This is a genomic window from Paraburkholderia caffeinitolerans (assembly GCF_902859945.1).
Classification (GTDB): domain Bacteria; phylum Pseudomonadota; class Gammaproteobacteria; order Burkholderiales; family Burkholderiaceae; genus Paraburkholderia; species Paraburkholderia caffeinitolerans.
Genome location: NZ_CADIKL010000007.1, coordinates 224,096 through 243,189, shown reverse-complemented (window position 1 = coordinate 243,189; position 19,094 = coordinate 224,096). Strand labels below are relative to the sequence as shown.

General features: G+C 66.1%; 20 protein-coding genes. 6 read left to right on the top strand and 14 right to left on the bottom strand.

The window, feature by feature from the left end:
* Positions 1–103 precede the first annotated feature (103 nt).
* The 4 genes from thiL (at position 104) to HV773_RS09750 (ending at position 2,914) form a co-directional block, all read left to right on the top strand.
* Positions 104–1,108 (top strand): thiamine-phosphate kinase, encoded by a 1,005-nt coding sequence (gene thiL / locus HV773_RS09765; protein WP_129561160.1) that lies wholly within the window; start codon positions 104–106, stop codon positions 1,106–1,108.
* Positions 1,098–1,676 (top strand): phosphatidylglycerophosphatase A family protein, encoded by a 579-nt coding sequence (locus HV773_RS09760; RefSeq protein ID WP_129561159.1) that lies wholly within the window; start codon positions 1,098–1,100, stop codon positions 1,674–1,676. The genes thiL and HV773_RS09760 overlap by 11 nt, the downstream gene beginning before the upstream one ends.
* A gap of 77 nt (positions 1,677–1,753) precedes the next feature.
* Positions 1,754–2,254 carry a CinA family protein gene (locus HV773_RS09755; RefSeq protein ID WP_129561158.1) on the top strand — a complete coding sequence of 167 codons (501 nt, stop codon included), beginning with the start codon at positions 1,754–1,756 and terminating at the stop codon, positions 2,252–2,254.
* Between the two features lie 93 nt (positions 2,255–2,347).
* Positions 2,348–2,914: a cupin domain-containing protein gene (locus tag HV773_RS09750; protein WP_129561157.1), complete on the top strand. Its 567-nt coding sequence runs from the start codon at positions 2,348–2,350 to the stop codon at positions 2,912–2,914.
* A 367-nt stretch (positions 2,915–3,281) separates the two neighbouring features.
* Here the strand turns inward: HV773_RS09750 and pyrF are convergent, their stop codons facing one another.
* The 11 genes from pyrF to HV773_RS09695 form a co-directional block, all read right to left on the bottom strand.
* On the bottom strand, positions 3,282–4,097 hold the full coding sequence (gene pyrF, locus HV773_RS09745; RefSeq protein WP_129561156.1) for an orotidine-5'-phosphate decarboxylase: 816 nt from the start codon (positions 4,095–4,097) through the stop codon (positions 3,282–3,284).
* 144 nt (positions 4,098–4,241) lie between these two features.
* Positions 4,242–5,387, bottom strand: a complete 1,146-nt coding sequence (locus tag HV773_RS09740; RefSeq protein ID WP_129561155.1) for an aldose 1-epimerase — start codon at positions 5,385–5,387, stop codon at positions 4,242–4,244.
* A gap of 242 nt (positions 5,388–5,629) precedes the next feature.
* Entirely contained in the window at positions 5,630–6,511 is an 882-nt protein-coding gene (locus tag HV773_RS09735; RefSeq protein WP_227875435.1) for an SMP-30/gluconolactonase/LRE family protein, read from the bottom strand.
* Between the two features lie 74 nt (positions 6,512–6,585).
* Positions 6,586–7,383 carry an SDR family NAD(P)-dependent oxidoreductase gene (locus HV773_RS09730; RefSeq protein WP_129561153.1) on the bottom strand — a complete coding sequence of 266 codons (798 nt, stop codon included), beginning with the start codon at positions 7,381–7,383 and terminating at the stop codon, positions 6,586–6,588.
* Positions 7,384–7,417: 34 nt separating this feature from the next.
* On the bottom strand, positions 7,418–8,455 hold the full coding sequence (gene araH, locus HV773_RS09725) for an L-arabinose ABC transporter permease AraH (RefSeq protein WP_129561152.1): 1,038 nt from the start codon (positions 8,453–8,455) through the stop codon (positions 7,418–7,420).
* 23 nt (positions 8,456–8,478) lie between these two features.
* Entirely contained in the window at positions 8,479–9,990 is a 1,512-nt protein-coding gene (gene araG, locus HV773_RS09720; RefSeq protein WP_129561151.1) for an L-arabinose ABC transporter ATP-binding protein AraG, read from the bottom strand.
* Between the two features lie 148 nt (positions 9,991–10,138).
* A complete protein-coding gene (locus HV773_RS09715) occupies positions 10,139–11,140 on the bottom strand; it encodes an arabinose ABC transporter substrate-binding protein (protein ID WP_129561150.1) in 1,002 nt (333 codons plus the stop codon).
* Between the two features lie 110 nt (positions 11,141–11,250).
* Positions 11,251–12,030 (bottom strand): SDR family oxidoreductase, encoded by a 780-nt coding sequence (locus HV773_RS09710; RefSeq protein WP_175194860.1) that lies wholly within the window; start codon positions 12,028–12,030, stop codon positions 11,251–11,253.
* Positions 12,027–12,749: a 2-dehydro-3-deoxy-6-phosphogalactonate aldolase gene (locus tag HV773_RS09705; protein ID WP_129561148.1), complete on the bottom strand. Its 723-nt coding sequence runs from the start codon at positions 12,747–12,749 to the stop codon at positions 12,027–12,029. Before HV773_RS09705 ends, HV773_RS09710 begins: the two co-directional genes overlap by 4 nt.
* Before the next feature lie 34 nt (positions 12,750–12,783).
* Positions 12,784–13,854 carry a 2-dehydro-3-deoxygalactonokinase gene (locus HV773_RS09700; RefSeq protein ID WP_175194859.1) on the bottom strand — a complete coding sequence of 357 codons (1,071 nt, stop codon included), beginning with the start codon at positions 13,852–13,854 and terminating at the stop codon, positions 12,784–12,786.
* Complete coding sequence (locus HV773_RS09695; RefSeq protein ID WP_129561146.1) at positions 13,851–14,819, bottom strand: IclR family transcriptional regulator; 969 nt, start codon at positions 14,817–14,819, stop codon at positions 13,851–13,853. Before HV773_RS09695 ends, HV773_RS09700 begins: the two co-directional genes overlap by 4 nt.
* Before the next feature lie 482 nt (positions 14,820–15,301).
* Between HV773_RS09695 and HV773_RS09690 the strand changes: the two genes are divergently transcribed.
* Both HV773_RS09690 and HV773_RS09685 read left to right on the top strand, forming a co-directional pair.
* Positions 15,302–15,655: a type II toxin-antitoxin system RelE/ParE family toxin gene (locus tag HV773_RS09690; RefSeq protein WP_281365261.1), complete on the top strand. Its 354-nt coding sequence runs from the start codon at positions 15,302–15,304 to the stop codon at positions 15,653–15,655.
* Positions 15,652–15,972, top strand: a complete 321-nt coding sequence (locus HV773_RS09685; protein ID WP_129561145.1) for a helix-turn-helix domain-containing protein — start codon at positions 15,652–15,654, stop codon at positions 15,970–15,972. The genes HV773_RS09690 and HV773_RS09685 overlap by 4 nt, the downstream gene beginning before the upstream one ends.
* 68 nt (positions 15,973–16,040) lie before the next feature.
* On the opposite strand, the gene HV773_RS09680 is transcribed toward HV773_RS09685, so the two are convergent.
* The 3 genes from HV773_RS09680 to HV773_RS09670 form a co-directional block, all read right to left on the bottom strand.
* Positions 16,041–16,430: a RidA family protein gene (locus tag HV773_RS09680; protein WP_129561144.1), complete on the bottom strand. Its 390-nt coding sequence runs from the start codon at positions 16,428–16,430 to the stop codon at positions 16,041–16,043.
* A 53-nt stretch (positions 16,431–16,483) separates the two neighbouring features.
* Positions 16,484–17,953: an N-acyl-D-amino-acid deacylase family protein gene (locus tag HV773_RS09675; protein WP_129561143.1), complete on the bottom strand. Its 1,470-nt coding sequence runs from the start codon at positions 17,951–17,953 to the stop codon at positions 16,484–16,486.
* Positions 17,954–18,019: 66 nt separating this feature from the next.
* Positions 18,020–18,985, bottom strand: a complete 966-nt coding sequence (locus HV773_RS09670) for a MurR/RpiR family transcriptional regulator (RefSeq protein WP_129561142.1) — start codon at positions 18,983–18,985, stop codon at positions 18,020–18,022.
* Between the last annotated feature and the right edge of the window lie 109 nt (positions 18,986–19,094).

Genomic DNA, 19,094 nt, shown 5'->3' with positions numbered 1-19,094 from the left:
TCCTTACAGTTCGGGCGTAGCTGCCACGACCCGAATGAGGGAAACTCCCCGCCGGCGCGACTCGTGCCGAACCATCCCAGCCATTCGCCATAGACCATTCGTCATGCTTTCCGAGTTTTCCCTGATCGACCGTTATTTCGCGCAACGCGCACGCAAGAACACGCGCCGCGCCGCGCTCGGCATCGGCGACGACTGCGCGCTGATCGCGCCCGCCGCCGGCGAGATGCTGGCCGTCTCCACGGACATGCTCGTGGAAGGCCGTCACTTTCTGCCCGACGTCGACCCGCGCGCGCTCGGCCACAAGGCCCTCGCCGTGAATCTCTCCGATCTCGCCGCGATGGGCGCCGCGCCGCTCGGCTTCACGCTCGCGTTCGCGCTGCCCAAGCCGCGCGAGGACTGGCTCGAAGCGTTCAGCAATGGACTTTTCGAGCTGGCCGACCGTCATGGCTGCGAGTTGATCGGCGGCGACACCACCGCCGGGCCGCTCAATCTGTGCATTACGGTGTTCGGCTCGGTGCGCCAGAACGATGCCCTCCGGCGCGACGCCGCCCAGCCCGGAGACGACATCTGGGTGTCGGGCACGCCGGGCGATGCGCGCGCGGGCCTGGGCGTGCTGCGTGGCGAGTGGCCGCAGGTGCCGATCGATCGCGCGGACTTAGCGCATTTTCGCCATGCGCTCGAATATCCCGAGCCGCGGGTCGCGCTCGGCCTCGCGCTCGCGGGCATTGCGCGTGCGGCGCTGGACGTCTCCGACGGCCTTGCGGGCGATCTGCTGCACATTCTCGAGCGCTCGCACGTGAACGCCGAGATCAACGTGGACGCGCTGCCGCTCTCGGCTGCGCTCGCGCGCCTGCCGCGCGCACAGCAACTGCAATGCGCGCTGGCCGGCGGCGACGACTACGAACTCTGCTTCACGGCGGCGCAAGCACAGCGCGGGGCCGTTGAGGCAGCGGCGCAACAGGCCGGCGAACGCGTGACGCGCATCGGTACAATCACTTCATCCGATACCGCCAGATCGCCTGTCGCACCCGCGATCACGTGGCGCGACGCCTCGGGTGCGCCGCTCAACCTGACGTTGCAAGGCTTCGATCACTTTCATGCAGACTGACCCCACGCCCTCGCCCGCCGACAAACTCGCGACGGCCGGCCAGCCCGCACCTGCCGGCGCGAGCGCCGGGGCCGCAAGTGCCGGGCCGCGTCGCGCCGACGCGCGCTTCATGCTCACGCATCCGCTGCATCTGATCTCGCTCGGCTTCGGCGCCGGACTCTCGCGGCTCGCGCCGGGCGCGGCCGGCACGCTCTTCGCGTGGGCCGCCTACGAAGTGCTCAACCGCTACGTCACGGTGCTCGACTGGGGTCTCCTGATCATCGGGGGCTTTCTCGGCGGCATCGGCATCACCGGCTACACCGCGAAAATGCTGCGCAGCGAAGATCCGCCCGCCATCGTCTGGGGCGAGATCGTCGCGTTCTGGCTCGTGCTGCTGATGATCACGCCCATCGACTTCATGGGCAAACTCTGGGCGTTCGTCGTGTTTCGCTTCTTCGACATGGTGAAGCCGCCGCCCATCCGCTATTTCGAGCGGCGCTTCAAGGGCGGCTTCGGCATCATGCTCGACGACCTGATTGCCGCGTTCTTCACGCTGCTCGTGATCGCGCTCTGGCGCATGTCGGTCTGAGCGCCGCGCACGCCGCCGCCGCCGAAGCCACACCCGATAAAGAACACAAACCGGCACACCGCCACGGACATTTCCCCATGCCTACCGATTCCGTCGTTCACCAACTCGCCATCCGCGCCGGCAACAAGCTGCGCGACGCACGGCTCATGCTCGCCACGGCCGAGTCGTGCACCGGCGGCATGGTCGCCACCGCCATCACCGATATTTCCGGCAGCAGTGGCTGGTTCGAGCGCGGCTTCGTCACGTACTCGAACCAGGCCAAGACGGAGATGATCGGCGTGCCCGCCGAACTCATCGAAAAACACGGCGCCGTGAGCGAACCCGTCGCGCGCGCAATGGCCGAAGGCGCGTTGCGCAACAGCCGGGCACAAGTTTCGCTGGCCATCACGGGCGTTGCCGGCCCGGGCGGCGGCACGCCGGAAAAGCCAGTCGGCATGGTGTCGTTCGGCTGGAGCAACCGGCTGCACACCAGTGTCGAAACGCTGGTTTTCAAGGGCGACCGCGAGCAGATCCGCGTGCAGGCCGCCACTCATGCACTGCGCGGGCTGCTTGCGCTGATCGACGAGAAGGAGCGCTGAAAGCGTCTGGCCGGGTCGAACGCCGGACGCGCGCGGATAACCGCCCTGACGGGAACCCAACCGCCACGTGTAATCGACAAGGAGCCCAGCCCCATGACTACCGCGAAGTCAACCGAACAAGCCGGCGCCACTCACCCCGTCGACGAACTGATCCGCCGCTTCGGGCTCGAACCCCATCCTGAAGGCGGCTACTACAGCGAAACCTACCGTTCGGACAAGCTGATCCGCCGCGACGGCGCACCGGCCAGCGAAGGCCCGCGCACGGCCTCGACCGCGATCTACTTCCTCCTCGCAAACGGCGCTTACTCGACCTGGCACCGTATCCGCTCCGACGAGCTCTGGCATTTCTATGCGGGCTCGCCCATCGAGATTCACTCGATCGATGAGCGCGGCGTGCTCTCCACCCGCAAGCTCGGCCACGCGCTCGACCATCCGGGCACGGTTTTTCAGGCAGTGGTGCCGGCGGGACACTGGTTCGCGGCGCGTTGCAGCGACCCGTCCACGTATGCGCTCGTGGGCTGCACGGTGGCGCCGGGGTTCGAGTTCAGCGAGTTTGAGATTGCGGATGTAAATGCGCTCGTCGACAAATATCCTCTGCACCGAGGGATCATCGAGCTATTCAGAAAGCCGGCGGCGGTGGCGGCAGCTTCAAAAGATTGAGCGACGCACAAAAAAGAAGCGGCGCTCCCATGGATGCGCCGCAAAAGCCCTGCCAATTGCAGACGGTGACCTATTACCATCCGCGACACGCTCCCTACAGCGTGTTCCGTTGTACCGCCGCCTGATGGCGACGATCGCCGTTCGTCGACTGGAAACGAGATGTTTGCCTGACAGAGGAAATCCTGCCACCTCCTCCATCTCGCCCCGCGTTGATTCAGATATTACTGAGGGAGCACCGGGCTTTTAATAAGAATGTTCTTAAAAATCCTAAGAAACGGGGGCATTTCTTAATATTAAGAAGCACAAATGCAGACTTCCGAGTGCAGCGCCGAGGCGGACCGGCTCCATGCGCCGGTCCGCGCCCGCATCAGCGATACGCGTTGATCTTGTCGCGCGTGCCTTGCGCGGCCTTTGCAGCCGCCTGCGCGTAATCCTCGCCCTTGCTCGCATAGATGATCGCGCGCGACGAGTTGATGAGCATGCCCGTGCCGTTGGCGCTGCGGCCCGCCTTAACCGTGGCTTCGACGTCGCCGCCTTGCGCGCCGATGCCGGGAATCAGCAGCGGCATGTCGCCGACGAGCTCGCGCACCGTCTCGATTTCCTTCGGGAACGTCGCGCCCACCACGAGGCCGAGTTCGCCGCTCGCGTTCCACTTTTGCGCCGCGAGCGAGGCCACGATCTGGTAGAGCGGCTTGCCATCGACGGTGAGGAATTGCAGATCGGAGCCGCCGGGGTTCGAGGTGCGGCACAGCACGATCACGCCCTTGCCCTCATGCGCGAGCCACGGCTCGATCGAGTCGAACCCCATATAGGGATTGACTGTCACGGCATCGGCCTTGAAGCGCTCGAAGGCCTCGCGCGCGTACTGCTCGGCGGTGCTGCCGATGTCACCGCGCTTGGCGTCCAGGATCACGGGCAGGCCCGGGTGCTTTTCGTGGATATGCGCGATCAGCGCTTCGAGCTGGTCTTCGGCGCGGTGCGCGGCGAAGTACGCGATCTGCGGCTTGAACGAGCACGCATAGGGCGCCGTGGCGTCGACGATGTCACGGCAGAATTCGAAGATCGCGTCGCTGCGGCCCGCCAGCGCGGCCGGAAATTTCGTGGGCTCGGGGTCGAGGCCGACGCACAGCAGCGAGCCGGTGCGCTGCCAGGCGGCACCCAGGGTCTGAGTAAAGGAAGTCATGGTGAAGACTCGCGGTGAGCCGGTGTAGGGAAAACGGCGCGTATTTTACCCGGCTTGGCCGCCGATGCCCCGCACGCGCGGCAGGTCCGCCGAATCGCCCCGGGCGACGGCGGTCTGCAGCGGGCAGGGAACGCGCAACAACCGTCAGCCCGCCACGCGCCGCCCACGCGAGCCCTTCGTGCCCCGCGCCCCGGCCCGCCCGCGCGCGCCCTCGCGATGCGGATTCGCCGCCGCGCGCATATCCATGCGCTCGACCGTGAAGCTGAACGTGCGCACGAGCCGCTCGCCGTGGCCTAGCACGGTCATGCCGTGCGCCCCGCCGCCGCCTTCGAGATTAACCGCGTTGATCGGATGATCGACGGGCTCGAAGCAAAAGAAGCGCTCGCCGGGCGGCGTGTAGAGCACGTAATAGTCGGTGTTCGCGCAGATCGAGAGCGACATTCGGCGGCGCTCCCACACCACGGCGGCGCGGCCGCTCCAGCCGCTGAAGGCGTGGTTCACGAGCTGCTCAGGCAGCGGATACGCCACGCCGAACTGCCACGCAGGCGGGGCGGGCACGTGACGCACCGGCAGCCAGTCGGCGCCCGATAGCCACAGGCCGCTCGCGGGCGCGGAAAGCTCGGTGCTCGCATCGCGTGCCAGGAACGGATGCACGCCCAAGCCGAACGGCAGCGCCTCGCGGCCCGTGTTCTCCACTTCGAGCGTCATCGCGAGTGTCGCGCCGTCAAGCGCATAGGTGAGCACGGCGCGATAGGCGTAAGGCTCGCCGCCACTGCGGTCGAGCACGAGACGCACGCGCTCGCGATCAGCCTCCTCGACGCTCCAGTGCGCGAGCCACCCATCGCCGTGGATCGGCAACGGCTCGCTCGCGCGATTACGCGGCACTTCGATCTTCCGCCCGCCAAACTGAAAGCGTCCCGCACCGATACGATTCGAATAAGGCAGCAGTGGGTAGCACGCGAGTTCGTTTGGGTCCATGCGTGCGCTCACGCGCTCGCAGCGCCGGAATACCGGTTCGAGCGTGCCTTCGCTGCGCCAGTCGAAGCGCGTGATGCCGCCGCCCAGTTGCGGCGCGACGTCGAGTCTCAGATACGCGTTCGCCAGCGTCACGCAGGCCACGTCGCTCGAGCCTGCCGCACCAATCGCCACCGCCGACGTGCTCGGCCCCGCAAGGACCGGATGGGTGGCGGCTTCGAGCCGCGCACGCCGTGCAGCGGCAGGGGACACAGCAGAGGCTGTTGAAGCGGACGAGGCGCCAGGCCGACGCACAGCGGAATTCGCAACACTCATGAGATGCTCCTCGAGAGGCATGATCGACACCGCCGCAACAGGCGGCTCACCGGTGGCCTGCCGGGGCGCCGTGCTCGCGCGTTCTGCCTGCTCGTGCACGGGCCCTGCGGCCGCTTCTTGTGTTCGCCCTGCTCTTTCTTCGTCTGGTGCTTTTTGTTGCTGAACTACAACGCCCTTGCGCGCGCTGGCCACCTTGCAAGTCGATTCCAGTGCGACGCCAGTGCAACACTCGATACATTGAATCAAGCGCGCCGAGCCCCTTGAAACAGCGGCTCAACAACGCCCGCCCGGCTGATTCGGACTGCGAATACACCGCCCGCATGGGGTTCGCGCGCCAGCGTCGCGGGCTCCATTTCCGCGCGCGCACTCGTCACATAAAGCATGTCCAGCAACGCTCCGCCGAAGGTAACGCAGCTTGGCTGCGCTGTGGGAATCTTTACACGCGCGGTTTCCACACCATCCACACCATAGCGCACCACTCGCTCGCCGCCCCATTGCGCGTTCCACAACCCACCTTCTGCATCGACGGTCGAACCGTCCGGCACGCCGGTCTCGTCGGTCAGCGTGGCAAAGACGCGCTGGTTTGCAATCGTTCCGTCCGCACCGCCCGCGTTGTAATCGCACGCACAGATCTTGCGTGTGAGCGAATCGCAGTAGTACATCGTCGATCCGTCGGGGCTGAACGCGATGCTGTTCGAAATCGCGGGTGCGGGCAAAGGCAGGCGTTCGAGCGTGAGGTCGCGATTCAAACGGTAGAAGCCGCCAATCGCCTGCATCGGTGTTGCCTCGTACTTCGTGCCGAACACGAAGCGCCCCTGACGGTCGCAGCGCCCGTCATTGAGGCGCGTGGGCACACCGGGCTCAACCTCGACGATGGTGTCGACCACACCCGTTTCCAGGTCGAAGAACGCCAGCCTCGATTCGAGGCCCAGCAGCAGCGTGCGCGCGTCTTCGCAAAGCGCGAAGCACCCGAGGCGCTCCGGCATCTCCCACGTCACGTGCTTGCCCTCGCGCGCGTCGTAGCGCCACAAACGCTTGCCTTCGATATCGGTCCAATAGAGCCGGCCGCTACGCGCACACCACGTCGCGCCTTCGCCCAGCTCGCATTTCGCATCCACCAGCAGCGCAGCCGCGGCGGCGTCCGATGTGTTTTCGTTAGCGTTTGCGTTAGCGCTGTCGTTATCGCTTCGGTTCGCGCTCAAGCCCAGCCTCCGTCCACCACCATCTCCTGCGCGGTGATCATGCGGCTGTCGTCGGCCGCGAGAAAAAGCGCCATGCGCGCGAGGTCTTCGGGCAGCAGTTCGGCGTCGATGCACTGCCCGCGCTTGATGTTTTCGCGCCCTTCGTCGGTGAGCCACAGGCGCCGCTGCTTCTCGGTCATCACCCAGCCCGGCACGAGCGAATTCACCCGGATGCCGTATCGCCCGAGGTCTTTCGCGAGCCCACGCGTGAGGCCCTGCACCGCCGATTTGCTCATCGTGTAGACCGGCAGGTCGGCTTGCTTGAGCATCCAGCTGATCGAGCCGAGATTGATGATCGAGCCCGCGCGCGCAGCCTTCATGTCCTCCGCCACGGCCTGCACCGCGAAGAGCTGATGCCGCAAGTTCACGGCGACCCCGGCGTCGAACGACTCGGGCGTGACTTCGGCCAGCGTGTGCCGGCGGTCGTTCGCGGCATTGTTCACGAGCACCTCGATAGGCCCGAGCGCGGCCTTCACGTCGCCGATTGCGGCGCGCAGCGCGGCGATATCGGTAAGGTCGCAGGCGAGAAAGAGCGGTTTGTGGCGCAGGTTGTGACGCTGACCTAGCGTGTCGGCCAGCGCCTGGCCCGCGCTCGCATCGATATCGAAGAACGCCACGCGCGCGCCCTGCGCGGCGAAGTGCTCGACGAACGACGCGCCGATGCCGGTCGCGCCGCCCGTTATCAACACCACGCGGCCCGCGAGGCTCGGGTAGCGCGCGTAGCCTTCATGCGAATTACTGGAAGACGTCGTCATGTTGGATTCCTGATTAATCTCTCAGTCGCTAGCTTCAATCGCGCGCGCCACGATTCTTCAACTGGTCGAGCAGCACCGCCGCGAGCAGGATCGCACCACGCACGAGGTACTGATAGAACGCGTCGATGTTGAGCAGGTTCATTACGTTCTCGACCGTGCCCATGATGAGCACGCCAATCACCACGCCCGAGATCGTCGCGCGTCCGCCGAGGAGCGACACGCCACCCAGCACACATGCGGAAATCACGTTCAGCTCGAAGCCTTCTGCGGCGTTCGGCTGGCCCGATGTAATGCGCGACGCGAGAATCACGCCCGCGAGCGCCGTCACCGCGCCCTGGATCAGGAAGATCCACACGCGCGTGCGCTCGACCTTGATGCCCGCGAGCCTCGACGCTTCCGGATTGCCGCCGATGGCGAGCGTGTTGCGCCCGTACACGGTCTGGTTGAGCATCACGCCGAACACAATGAAGCACACGAGCGTGACCCAGATCGGCAGTTGCACGCCAAAGAACGACGCCGTGCCCATCGCGATGAAGGTGTCGGAAGACACGCCCACGGCTTGGCCGTGCGAGACGATAAAGCCAAGCCCGCGCACGATCTCCATGGTGGCGAGCGTGGTGATCAGCGCATTGATGCGCAGGTACGCGATCACCGCGCCGTTCACGAAGCCGATCGCGGCGCCTGCGGCCACGGCGGCAATGATCGCAATGAACGTGTTGTTCGTAGCGTTGAGCACCATCGCGCACATCACGCCTGCGAACGCGACAGTCGAGCCCACCGAAAGATCGAAGTCGCGCGAGGCGAGACAGAACATCATCGTGCAGGCCACCATGCCGATCTGCGAGATCGACAGTGCAAGGCCGAGCATGTTCTCGATCGAGAAGAAGTGATCGACGGTCAGCGACATCGTGATGAACATGATCGCGAAGATCACGATGAGGCTGTACTCGGTGATCTGCTGCCACCACTTCTGCTTGTCGCTGGTCTTCGGCATCAGCGCGTCGGCCGCGCTGTGCGCGACGCTCTTCGCGGCATCGGCGGCGTCGGCCGCCAGATTTTCTCTCGCTTGCATTTCAGTCACTCCTCCCCGTCCACTCATGCGGCTTTTGCCCGCGCGCCTTGCGGCAGCGCCAGGTCCAGAACCGCGTGTTCGCTCGCCGCGCTGCGCGGCAATTCACCGGAAATGCGGCCTTCGCGCATCACCACGATGCGGTCCGACACGCCAAGCACCTCCGGCAATTCCGATGACACCATTACGATCGCGCAGCCGCGCGCGGCAAGCTGGTAGATCACGTTATAGATTTCGTGCTTCGCGCCGACGTCGATCCCGCGCGTGGGTTCGTCGAGAATCACCACTTTGAGGTCGGGCTCGGCGAGCCAGCGCGAAAGAATCGCCTTCTGCTGGTTGCCGCCCGAGAGAAAGCGGATCTTCTGGCGGCGGCTCGGCGTCTTGATCTTCAAGAGCTTGATGAAGCGGTCAGCCGTTTCGGCCTCCTTCTTGCGATCGAGAAACATGCCCGCGCGCAGGAAATGGCGGCGGCAACTGATGTTGATGTTCTCCGCGACCGTTGCCATCGCAACGATGCCCTGCTCCTTGCGGTCTTCCGGGCACAGCACGATGCCGTGGCGAATCGCGTCGCTCGCGCACTTCACGCGGATCGGCTTGCCGTCGAGCTCGATCTCGCCCGCACGCCGTTTATGCGTGCCGTAGATCAACTGCATGAGTTCGCTGCGGCCCGCGCCCACGAGCCCGAAAAAGCCGACGATCTCACCCGCCTTGACTTCGAAGCTGGCCGCCGCGTTGAGCGGATGCCCCTCGATGCCGCGCACCGCGAAGCGCACGTTGCCGTGCTCGCGCGGCGAGTAGTTGTAGATGTCGCTGATCTCGCGGCCCACCATTTCGGCCACGAGCGTCGTGCGCTTGACCTCTTCGAGCTTCTCGTGCGAAGCGATCTTGCGGCCGTCGCGGAAAATCGTGCAGGCATCGCAGAGTTCGTAAATCTCGTCCATGCGGTGCGAGATGTAGATGAGCGCGCGGTTGTCGGCGCGCAGCTCGCGCACGAGCTTGAAAAGCACTTCGGTTTCGCGGTGCGAGAGCGAACTCGTGGGCTCGTCGAGCGCGATCACGCGCGCATTGCGCAACAGCGCCTTGCAGATTTCCACCATCTGTCGCTGCGCGATGGAAAGCTTGCGCAGCTTCGCGGCGGGATCGAGATCCACGCCCATCGCGGCCAGGCGCTCGCGCACGAAGCGGCGCGCCTCGCCGCGCCTCACCCAGCCGAGCGCGTTGGGCAGCGCGCCCAGCAACAGATTCTCGGCGACCGTGAGATCGGGCACGTATTGCAACTCCTGATGAATCACGGCGATGCCCGCGCCGATCGACGCGGCTGCATCGGCGAAACGCACCTCGTTGCCGTCCATCAGGATGCGGCCCGAATCGGGCTGATACTCGCCGCCGAGTATCTTCAGCAGCGTGGACTTGCCCGCGCCGTTCTCGCCCATCAAGCCATGCACTTCGCCCGCCTGCACGTCGAACGACACGCCGTCGAGCGCGCGCACGCCGGGAAACACCTTGCCGATATCGTCAAAACGCAGTGTCGCTGACACTTCGGTTTCCTCTCCATTCGATGCGCCGCGTATGGCCGGCGCGCGCTTCGCTCACTTCACTGGCGCGCCGGCCGCTTTGCAGCGGAAAGCCCTTCGAACCACTTCCTTCATGCCCCTCATACAGTGACCTTGCGTGGTCTTCGCATCCTTACTTCGAGGCGAGTCCCATCTGCTCGCGCACCTGGCCCACGTTGTCGCGCGTCGCCAGCATGCCGGTCGTGAGCGTGAGCATCGGCGGCGCCTTGCCTTGCGTGATCCACGCGTACATCAGTTCGGACGTCTCCTCGCCGTGGCGCTTCGGGCTGATGATGACCGTGCCGAAGAAGCCGGTCGGCTCGGGCTTCTTGAACTCGTTGAGCGCCGAGTCCGAACCGCCGATGCCGATGCCGATCATGTTGTCGGCCTTGAAGCCGCGGCCTTCCGCGGCGCGCACGGCGCCCAGCACGGCTTCGTCGTTCAGGCCGTAGGCCACCCAGTGCTTGAACTGCGGGTTCTTGGTGAGCGCAATGTTGGCGGCGTTGAAGGCGTTTTCCGTATCGGTCTTGGCCTGCGGCGCGGCAATGATGTTGGCCTTCGGGAACCCTGCGGCCACGAGCGCGTCGGTCGCGCCCGTGGTGCGGTCGTGCGCGGTCGGCAACTGCTCGTAGGTCACGTCGATGGCGCCCACGTCCTTCATGTCCCAGCCGCGCTTCTTGATCTCGGCGGCAATGCCGTCGCCCACCTGCTTGCCGATGTTGTAGGCGGAGATACCCATGTGCGGCACGGCTTCGATCGGCTTGCCCGCGCCGTCGACGAGGCGGTCGTCAACGGTCATCATCTTGAGCTTGTCGGCACGGGCCTTGGCGACGATGCCCGGCCCGAGCTTCACGTCAGGCGTGCAGATGATGAAGCCCTGAGCCTTTTGCGCCGCAAGATTGTCGATCGCGCTCATCACCTTCTCGCCGGAAGGCGCGCCGATCTTCACGAGCGTGAAGCCATCCTTCTTGGCGGCCATCTCGGCGAACTTCCACTCGTCCTGGAACCACGGCTCTTCGGGCTGCTTCACAAGAAAGCCGATCTTGACCGGGTCGGCGGCCTGCGCAACAGGGGCCTGTGCGAGCATCGCGGTCGTAGCGGCGGCCAACAGCGTGAGGAAAATCCTGCGTTGCATGGTGTCTGTCTCCTGTCTTCTTCAGTCACGGGAAGGTAGCGGCCGCTTTTTCTTCATCCGCCCGCGCGCGGCCAGCGCTGCGGCGAAAGTCCTGCGTGTTCTTGTCTTGTCTACTCGTGATGCAGCGCCGTGCGCCCGCCATCGATCGTGATGCAGCTCGCGTTGATGAACGGCGCTTCGTCCGAGGCGAGAAACACGGCCGTCATCGCGACCTCTTCCGGCCGGCCGATGCGCTTCATCGGCGGCAGTTCGAGCGTCACGCGGCGCGCCGCCTCGGGGTCGGGCTGCGCGTTCCACCAGTCGTGCGTGAGCTGCGTTTCGATGTAGCCCGGCGCGATCGCGTTCACGCGCACGTTCCTCGGCGCGTATTCGATGCCGAGCGCGCGCGTGAGGCCAATCACGCCGTGCTTGGCAACCGGGTACGGGAAGCAGCCCGGAATGATCTGGAACGCATGCGTCGAGGCGATGTTCACGATGCTGCCCGCGCGGCGCTCGACCATGCCCGGCAACACGGCGCGGCAGCCGTTCCAGACGCCGTCCAGATCGACGGCGAAGCAGCGGCGCCAGTCGTCGTCGGTCATCGTGAGCGGGTCGGCGAACACGTTGATGCCCGCGTTATTCACGAGCACGTCGACGGGGCCGAACGCGCGCTCGGCCTCGGCCACTGCCGTCCGCACCGACGCGGCCTGCGTAACGTCGGTGGGCACCGCGAGCGTGCGCGCGCCTGGTTGCGCCTGCGCGATCGCGCGCGCCGTGGCCTCGGCGCTCGCGCCATCGAGTTCGGCAAGCACGACCGCCGCGCCCTCGGCCGCGAACGCGCGCGCGATCGCGGCGCCAATGCCGCGCCCCGCGCCGGTCACGATCGCAACCTTGCCGTTCAGGCGGTTCACGCCTTCGCTCCTTGCGCACCGGATTGCGCATCGGCTTGCACGCCGGTTTGCGAGCTTTGGGTCGCGCGCCAGCCCGCGATGAACGCAAGCGCGTTCGCGCGCGTTGCCGCCACGTCCTGGCCCGGTTTGTAGAGCGCGGAGCCCAGGCCGAAGCCGCTCGCGCCCGCCGCCAACTGCGGCCCCATGTTGTCCGCCTTCACGCCGCCCACGGGCAGAAGCGGCACGACGCCGGGAATGACCGCGCGCCACGCCTTCGTCACCTCCGGGCCCAGTTGCTCGGCGGGGAACATCTTGAGCGCGTCGGCGCCGCATTTGAGCGCCGCGAACGCTTCGGTCGGCGTCGCCACGCCCGGCACGCAAGCGAGTCCTTGCAGCTTCGCCGCGAGAATCACGTCGGTGTCCGCATGCGGCATCACGATCAGCGTGCCGCCCGCGGCCTTGACGTCGTGCACGGCCTCGGTCGTGAGCACCGTGCCCGCGCCGATCATGGCGTCGGCGGGCAGCGCCGCGCGCAGCGCCGCAATGCTATCGAGCGGCGACGGCGAATTGAGCGGCACTTCGATGAGCCGGAAGCCTGCCTCATAGAGCGCACGGCCATGGTCGGCAGCCTCGGCGGGCTGGATGCCGCGCATGATCGCGACCATCCGGCACGCGCCAAACGCGGCCATGAAACCTGCGTGAGGCGTGTACGGGGCAGGCAAGTTCAAATCGGATTCCATCGTGCGTAGTCCTGTGATTTGCGTTCTGCGCGGTTCACGCCGTTGGGTTCGTCTGGTCCGTCGGGGCAACGAGGCCCGCGCGCACCGCGATGCGCCACAGCCCGCGCTCGGTCGCCCGATGCACGATTTCCACACCACCGCAGCCGAACTGCGCGAGCGCGAGCCGGTAGCGCTCGCACAGCGCTTCGGCGCCGATCAGCCGCGGTGCGCATGCCGCGAGTTCCACGTCGCGGCGCGCGAGCACTGCGTCGAGCCCCGCCAGTTCGTGACCGATCAAGAGGCCCGAGAGATAGTCGGGCTGCTCGTCGGCGGCAAGCTGATCGGTGAGGCCGAGCGTGCGCGTGCTGAACGCCGTCGCCAGCACACCCGCACAACCGTGTTCGCGCGCCACCGTCACGCCGCGCAGGAACGCCTCCGTATCGGGCGCGGCGGGCCGCTTCATAGTGCGGCCGAGAATCGTGTGCGCCGTAAGCGCCGCGTAGACCTCGCCAGTCATGAAGGTGTAGAAGCGCGCAATGCGCGCGCCCTCCACCACGACCCATTTCGCGTGCGTGCCGGGCAGGCCGATCAGCGCGGGCTGCATGGGCTGCTTCGACGGTTGATTGGCCACATCGGCCTGCTCACCGCGCTCACCCAGCGCGCCGAAGATCTGCGTTTCCTCGCCGCGCATGACATTGGGCAACGCGCCCGGCTCCAGCACGCCCGGCACCACGGCCATCTCCACGCCGCTGGCCGTGCGCACCTTGGCGATGCCGGCCACCAGCGCGTCCTCGCCCGCGGGCGTTTCCACATACGGCGCCGACACCCAGCCTTGGGCACTGCCGACCATGCCCGCCGCGAGCACCGGCAGCGCGCTCGACTGCGCGAGCCACACGCCGCACGCCTCGTCGAATGCGGCGTCGAAGCCGCCCTCTTCGACCGGCACCGGCAAATTCATGATCCCGGCCGTCGAGATGCGCGTGTCGAGCACCTCGCCCGCCGCATCGAACAAATACGCGCGCAGCGAAGTCGTGCCCCAGTCGAGCGCAATGAGTGCGGCCTGCTTCGCCTTGGCCGCAGCCGGCTTGCCCTGCGCCTTGCGTGCCGCCGTCGTGTGTGCGCTCATCGGCGGATCCTGCGCGTTGCCGGTTGCGGCACGCGCCAGCCGAGCTCCTGCGAGATCGCGCGCGCCTCGCGCTGCACGACCGCGATCAGCTCGTCCATGCGTTCGAGCGGCATGTAGGGAATCGTGCTCGCCACCGACAGCGCCGCCACGATCGCCCCCGACGCGTCACGCACCGGCGCGGCCACGCAGCGGATCGAAATTTCGTTCTCCTCTAGATCGAACGTGTAGCCGCCCGCGGAGTACGTGGCCATGCGCTTGAGAAAGGTGTCGGGATCGAGGTTGTGATCGGGGCGAAAGCTCACGCCCGCGAGCGCGCGCCGCGACGCCTCGAACAGGTCGCGCCACGACTGCGGCGAGAGGTCGAGCATCATCGCCTTGCCGATGCCCGTGGACGCGAGCGGCATGCGGTGCCCCACCCGCGAGCGCATTTCGAGGCCGCGCTGGCCGGGAATCTTGTCGATATAGAGCACGTCGTCGCCATCGCGCACGCCGAGGTGGATGGTGTCGAGCGTGGCGTCGGCGAGCGCTTCGAGATGCGTGCGCGCGACGGCCGTGAGCGGCATCTGCTCGAGCGCGATCGTGCCGAGTTCGATGAGCTTGGGCCCGAGCAGATAGCCGCCCTGCACCTGGCGCAGATAACGCGCCTGCACGAGGCTCGAGACAAGCCGGTGCGTGGTGCTGCGCGTCGTGCCGAGCACAGCGCCGAACGAGCGCAAGTCGCGCACACCGGCGGCGGCGGCTTCGAGAATGGCGAGGCCGCGCAAGAGCGTCTGTGTGCCGGCTTGCGCCGAGCCGTCGAGCAGCGCGCCCGGCAGGCCGACGATTTCGTCGGCACCGGCACGGGATTTGGCTTGTGGTTGCGCGCGGCCAGCGGCGACGGAAGCGTCCGCGGCCGACTCAGCGGCCGGGGCGGCCTCGGCGTTCGCGAAGCGTTCGGCGAAATTCGGGGACATCGCTTTGTTCATGGCGAGGCCGATCAGAAAGACGGGGATAAACGCACGGCGTCAAACGACGGCCTGCGGACCTTGGTGCGAAAAGCAGGAACGCGCTTTCACGCGCGACGGTGGACGGCACAAGGCCGCGCGCTTCGCGGACTGGAACATGGCTGACGTCTCCGATTCTTGCCCGCTGAGCCGCGCGATTTGCGCGGCCGCGAGTTTTTGTCTGGGCTATGCCGACTTGCCATTCACCGCCCGCCTGGTTCGAAGCGTGTGGCACGACATGTCGGATGGATCGGATTGTAGGTCGGTTTTTCCGCGATCTCCAATATGTGATTGGGTCGCTCAAATATTGGGAATTTCACCCCTGGCAGGATGGCTAACGGGGCGTCGAAATGCGGTCGCGCTTGATGCAATCGGGGGCGAAAACATCCATCCATTCAGAGACTTGAGCCATGTCATCCCGGTGTTAGTCGGGTGGTTCGAACCTCTAGAATGCATATAAAATCTTGTATAAAATCAGCAATGTAAAGCCGTTGGCGTTTTGCGGTAGTGCACTGACCGATCTCAAGCGCTTTCCGGAGAAGACGCGCAACGAAGCGGGGCGGCAACTGCGCCGCGTCCAGCATGGGCTCGACCCGCATAACTGGAAGCCCATGAATCCCGTGGGCCCAGGCGTGCGCGAGATCCGCATTCGCGACGAACACGGCGCGTTTCGCGTGCTCTATGCGGCAAGCATTCGCAATGCCATTCACGTGCTGCACTGTTTCAAGAAGAAAACGGAAAAGACGGCGTTCACCGACCTTTCCCTTGCCAGGCAGCGCTACCGTGCAGCGCTGATACAGGAGGAATCCGAACTATGAAGACTCAAACATTCGACAGCGTTTGGGACGCCATCGAGGACACGCCCGAAGTCGCTCAGAACATGACGCTGCGATGCGATTTGATGATCGCGCTCGAGGAATACATCAAGCGCAACAAGATGAGCCAGGCACGCGCGGCCGAGCTTTTCGGCGTGACGCAGCCGCGCGTGTCCGATCTCGTGCGCGGCAAGATCGAACTGTTTTCGCTCGACTCGCTCATCAATATGGCCGTTGCCGCCGGCATGAAGATCGAACTGCGCATCACGCAAGGCACGCCGCGCGGCGGCGACGAGAATAAAAAAACGGCCGCCAGATAACCTGGTGGCCGTTTTTGCGTGGTTCTTGCGCAGCTATCAGCAGCTTTCGCGCAGCATTCCCGCCCGCATTACTTCCCTGCCGGCGCCTTATACGCGACGCAATCGACTTCGACCTTGCAGTCCACCACCATGCTCGACTGCACACAGGCGCGCGCCGGCGGATGCTCGCCGAAGTACTCGCGGAACACCTTGTTGAACGACTGGAAATCGCGCGCGTCGTCGAGCCACACGCCGCAGCGCACCACGTGCTCCGCGCCATAGCCCGCTTCCTTCAGGATTGCGAAGAGATTCTGGATGGTCTTGTGCGACTGCTCGACGATGCCGCCGTTGATCACCTCGCCGCCTTCCATTGGCGTCTGGCCAGAGACATACAGCCAGCCGTCGGCTTCCACCGCGCGCGCGAACGGCAGATGCTGTCCGCCCTGACCCTTGCCGCCTTCTGCTCCAATTCGTTTCATCGTTTGCTCCTTTGAGTTCGCTTGGGTCGCAACTATGTGTGCGAAAAAATAACTTAGAAAACCTCAGCGTCGCGCGTACCCCGCGCAACGAAATGGCCCGCGCGGTCGCCGGTGGGCTGGCCGTCGCGGTACGACAGCACGCCGTTCACCCACACCGCGTCGATGCCTTCGGCCACCTGCTGCGGCTTCTCGAAGGTCGCGGCATCGCGCACCTTCGCGGGGTCGAACAGCACGAGGTCGGCATGCCAGCCCACGTGCACTTCGCCGCGCTGCGTGAGACCGAAGCGCCGCGCCGACAAACCCGTCATCTTGCGCACCGCCTCTTCGAGCGGCAGCAGCGCGACGTCGCGCGCGTAATGGCCCAGCACGCGCGGGAACGCGCCCCACAAACGCGGATGCGGCAGCGGGTCGTTCGGCAGGCCGTCCGAGCCCACCATCGTCGCGGGATGCGAGAGGATGCGGCGCACGTCGTCCTCGGACATGTTGTGATAGACCGCGCCGGCCGGTTGCAGGCGCTTGCCGGCCTCCTGTTGCGAGACGCCCCATTCGGCCGCGATGTCCTTGATGAGCTTGCCCGCCTGCTCGGGATGCGGTGTCGACCACGTGATCGTGATGTCGATGTCGCCCGTCACCTGCTTGAGGTCGAGCGTGGACGAACTGCGGCTGTACGGATAGCAATCGCAGCCCACCGGCTGATACTTGCGCGCGCCTTCGAGCGACGCGAGCACTTCCGCGCTGCGCCCCCAGTTCGACGGGCCCGCGCATTTGAGGTGCGAAATGATCACCGGCACGCGCGCATGCTTGCCGATGTGGTACGCCTCCTCCATGGCTTCGAGGATCGCGTCGAACTCGGTGCGCATGTGCGTCGTGTAGAGCGCGCCAGCGACGGCGAGCGGTTCGGCGAGCGAGGCGACTTCCTCAGTCGACGCCGCGAAGGCATTGCCATACGCGAGGCCTGTGGAGAGTCCGAGCGCACCATGCGTGAGCGCCTCTTCGAGCTGCGCGCGCATCGCCGCGATCTCGTCGCCGGTGGCGGCGCGCTTGAGATCGTCCATGTGATTGCTGCGCAGCGCCGTATGGCCGATCAGCGCGCCCACGTTCACCGCGGGCTTCGCGGCGTTCACGGCGTCGACGTACGCCGCGAAGGTCGGGTACTGGAACGCCTCGCGCTCGCCGAGCAGATTCATCGGATCGGGCGGATCGCCCTTGAGCGACACCGGCGAAGCGCTGATCCCACAGTTGCCGACCACCACCGTGGTCACGCCCTGGCTGATCTTCGGCAGCATCTGCGGCGAGCGAATCACGTGCGTGTCGTCATGCGTATGGACGTCGATGAAGCCTGGCGCGAGCGCGCGCCCATTGGCCTCGATCACTTCCTCTGCGAGCCAGTTCGACAGATTGCCGATGGCGGCGATGCGCCCGTCGCGCAGCGCGACGTCGCGCTCGACGCCCGGCGCGCCCGTGCCGTCGTACAACGTGGCGCCGAAGATCAGGGTGTCGGCGGCTTCCGGATGCGAATGCATGTCACAGTCTCCTGTCGATAGTGCGTGGGGCGTTTGCGCCTCGCGCGTCCCCAAGCAGTAGGGTCATCAATCGCCCAGCGGTTGACGCTCGCCGCCGCGTCCGGCAATGCCGCGATGCGTGTCGAGCGTGAGCTTCATGCGGCGCAGCAATTCGCGGCTCGCTTCGGGCTGCGCAAGCGCGAGCTCCGTCACGAGCACGTCGATCGCCATCATCATCGCGTATCGCGACGACGAGGGCTTGTAAATGAAATCGGTCTCGCTCGCGACGAGCGGCACGAGCCAGTCGGCCAGCGCGGCCAGCGGCGACGCAGGCGCGGTGAGCGCGACCAGCTTCGCGCCATAGCCGCGCGCGATGCGGCACGCATCGAGCAGCTCGGGCACGCGCCCTGTTACGGAAAGCGCGACCACCACACAATCGGACGATAGCGTGCTTGCGACCATCCGCTGCAGCAAACTGTCCTGATACGACGCGACCGGGCGGCCGAGGCGCACGAGGCGAAAGCGCATTTCGTCGGCGAGCGCGCTGGAGCCGCCGCCCATGCCGAACACATAGATCATGCGCGCCTGGGCCAGCGCAGCGGCGGCCTCGGCGAACGGCGCCTGGCGCAGCAGCTCGTGATTGCGCGCGAGCGCCTCGTGGATTTCGTCGTAGACGCGCGTGGCGAGCGCTTCTTCGGGCTGCGCCGCCGGCGACCCTCGGCGCGGTTTGCCGGAACCGCCCTTGCCCGCGCCCCGGCCGCCGCCCTCTTCCTGAGCCGCGCGCAAGAAGCGCTCGCCCACGGCCGCGGCCTGGGCGAGCCGCAGCTTGAGTTCGCGCACGTCGTGACAGCCCACCGTCTTCGCGAAGCGCGTGACGGAGGCCACGCTCACGCCCGCGCGCCGCGCCAGCTCGCCGATGCTCGCCCGCGCGGCGGCGGCGAGGTCGTCGAGAATCAGGGCCGCGACATCGCGCTCGGCCGGACGCAGATCCGGCACGCATTGCGCAATTCGGGCGACGATGTCGAAACGTCCCGGTTCGGCGGCTGAATTCATGTTCTGTTAATAAATAACATTTCCCGAACAGATGGTACTTTGTGTACTATCTCCAAGTCAACGCCGAACCTGCGATGCACACGCAGTTTCCCTTGCAGGCAGGCGCAAC

Bases quoted from the DNA above. Each gene is read 5' to 3' on its own strand.
- thiL (WP_129561160.1), top strand. From the start codon at position 104: ATGCTTTCCGAGTTTTCCCTGATCGACCGTTATTTCGCGCAACGCGCA.
- HV773_RS09760 (WP_129561159.1), top strand. From the start codon at position 1,098: ATGCAGACTGACCCCACGCCCTCGCCCGCCGACAAACTCGCGACGGCC.
- HV773_RS09755 (WP_129561158.1), top strand. From the start codon at position 1,754: ATGCCTACCGATTCCGTCGTTCACCAACTCGCCATCCGCGCCGGCAAC.
- HV773_RS09750 (WP_129561157.1), top strand. From the start codon at position 2,348: ATGACTACCGCGAAGTCAACCGAACAAGCCGGCGCCACTCACCCCGTC.
- pyrF (WP_129561156.1), bottom strand. From the start codon at position 4,097: ATGACTTCCTTTACTCAGACCCTGGGTGCCGCCTGGCAGCGCACCGGC.
- HV773_RS09740 (WP_129561155.1), bottom strand. From the start codon at position 5,387: ATGAGTGTTGCGAATTCCGCTGTGCGTCGGCCTGGCGCCTCGTCCGCT.
- HV773_RS09730 (WP_129561153.1), bottom strand. From the start codon at position 7,383: ATGACGACGTCTTCCAGTAATTCGCATGAAGGCTACGCGCGCTACCCG.
- araH (WP_129561152.1), bottom strand. From the start codon at position 8,455: ATGCAAGCGAGAGAAAATCTGGCGGCCGACGCCGCCGATGCCGCGAAG.
- HV773_RS09715 (WP_129561150.1), bottom strand. From the start codon at position 11,140: ATGCAACGCAGGATTTTCCTCACGCTGTTGGCCGCCGCTACGACCGCG.
- HV773_RS09705 (WP_129561148.1), bottom strand. From the start codon at position 12,749: ATGGAATCCGATTTGAACTTGCCTGCCCCGTACACGCCTCACGCAGGT.
- HV773_RS09700 (WP_175194859.1), bottom strand. From the start codon at position 13,854: ATGAGCGCACACACGACGGCGGCACGCAAGGCGCAGGGCAAGCCGGCT.
- HV773_RS09695 (WP_129561146.1), bottom strand. From the start codon at position 14,819: ATGAACAAAGCGATGTCCCCGAATTTCGCCGAACGCTTCGCGAACGCC.
- HV773_RS09685 (WP_129561145.1), top strand. From the start codon at position 15,652: ATGAAGACTCAAACATTCGACAGCGTTTGGGACGCCATCGAGGACACG.
- HV773_RS09680 (WP_129561144.1), bottom strand. From the start codon at position 16,430: ATGAAACGAATTGGAGCAGAAGGCGGCAAGGGTCAGGGCGGACAGCAT.
- HV773_RS09675 (WP_129561143.1), bottom strand. From the start codon at position 17,953: ATGCATTCGCATCCGGAAGCCGCCGACACCCTGATCTTCGGCGCCACG.
- HV773_RS09670 (WP_129561142.1), bottom strand. From the start codon at position 18,985: ATGAATTCAGCCGCCGAACCGGGACGTTTCGACATCGTCGCCCGAATT.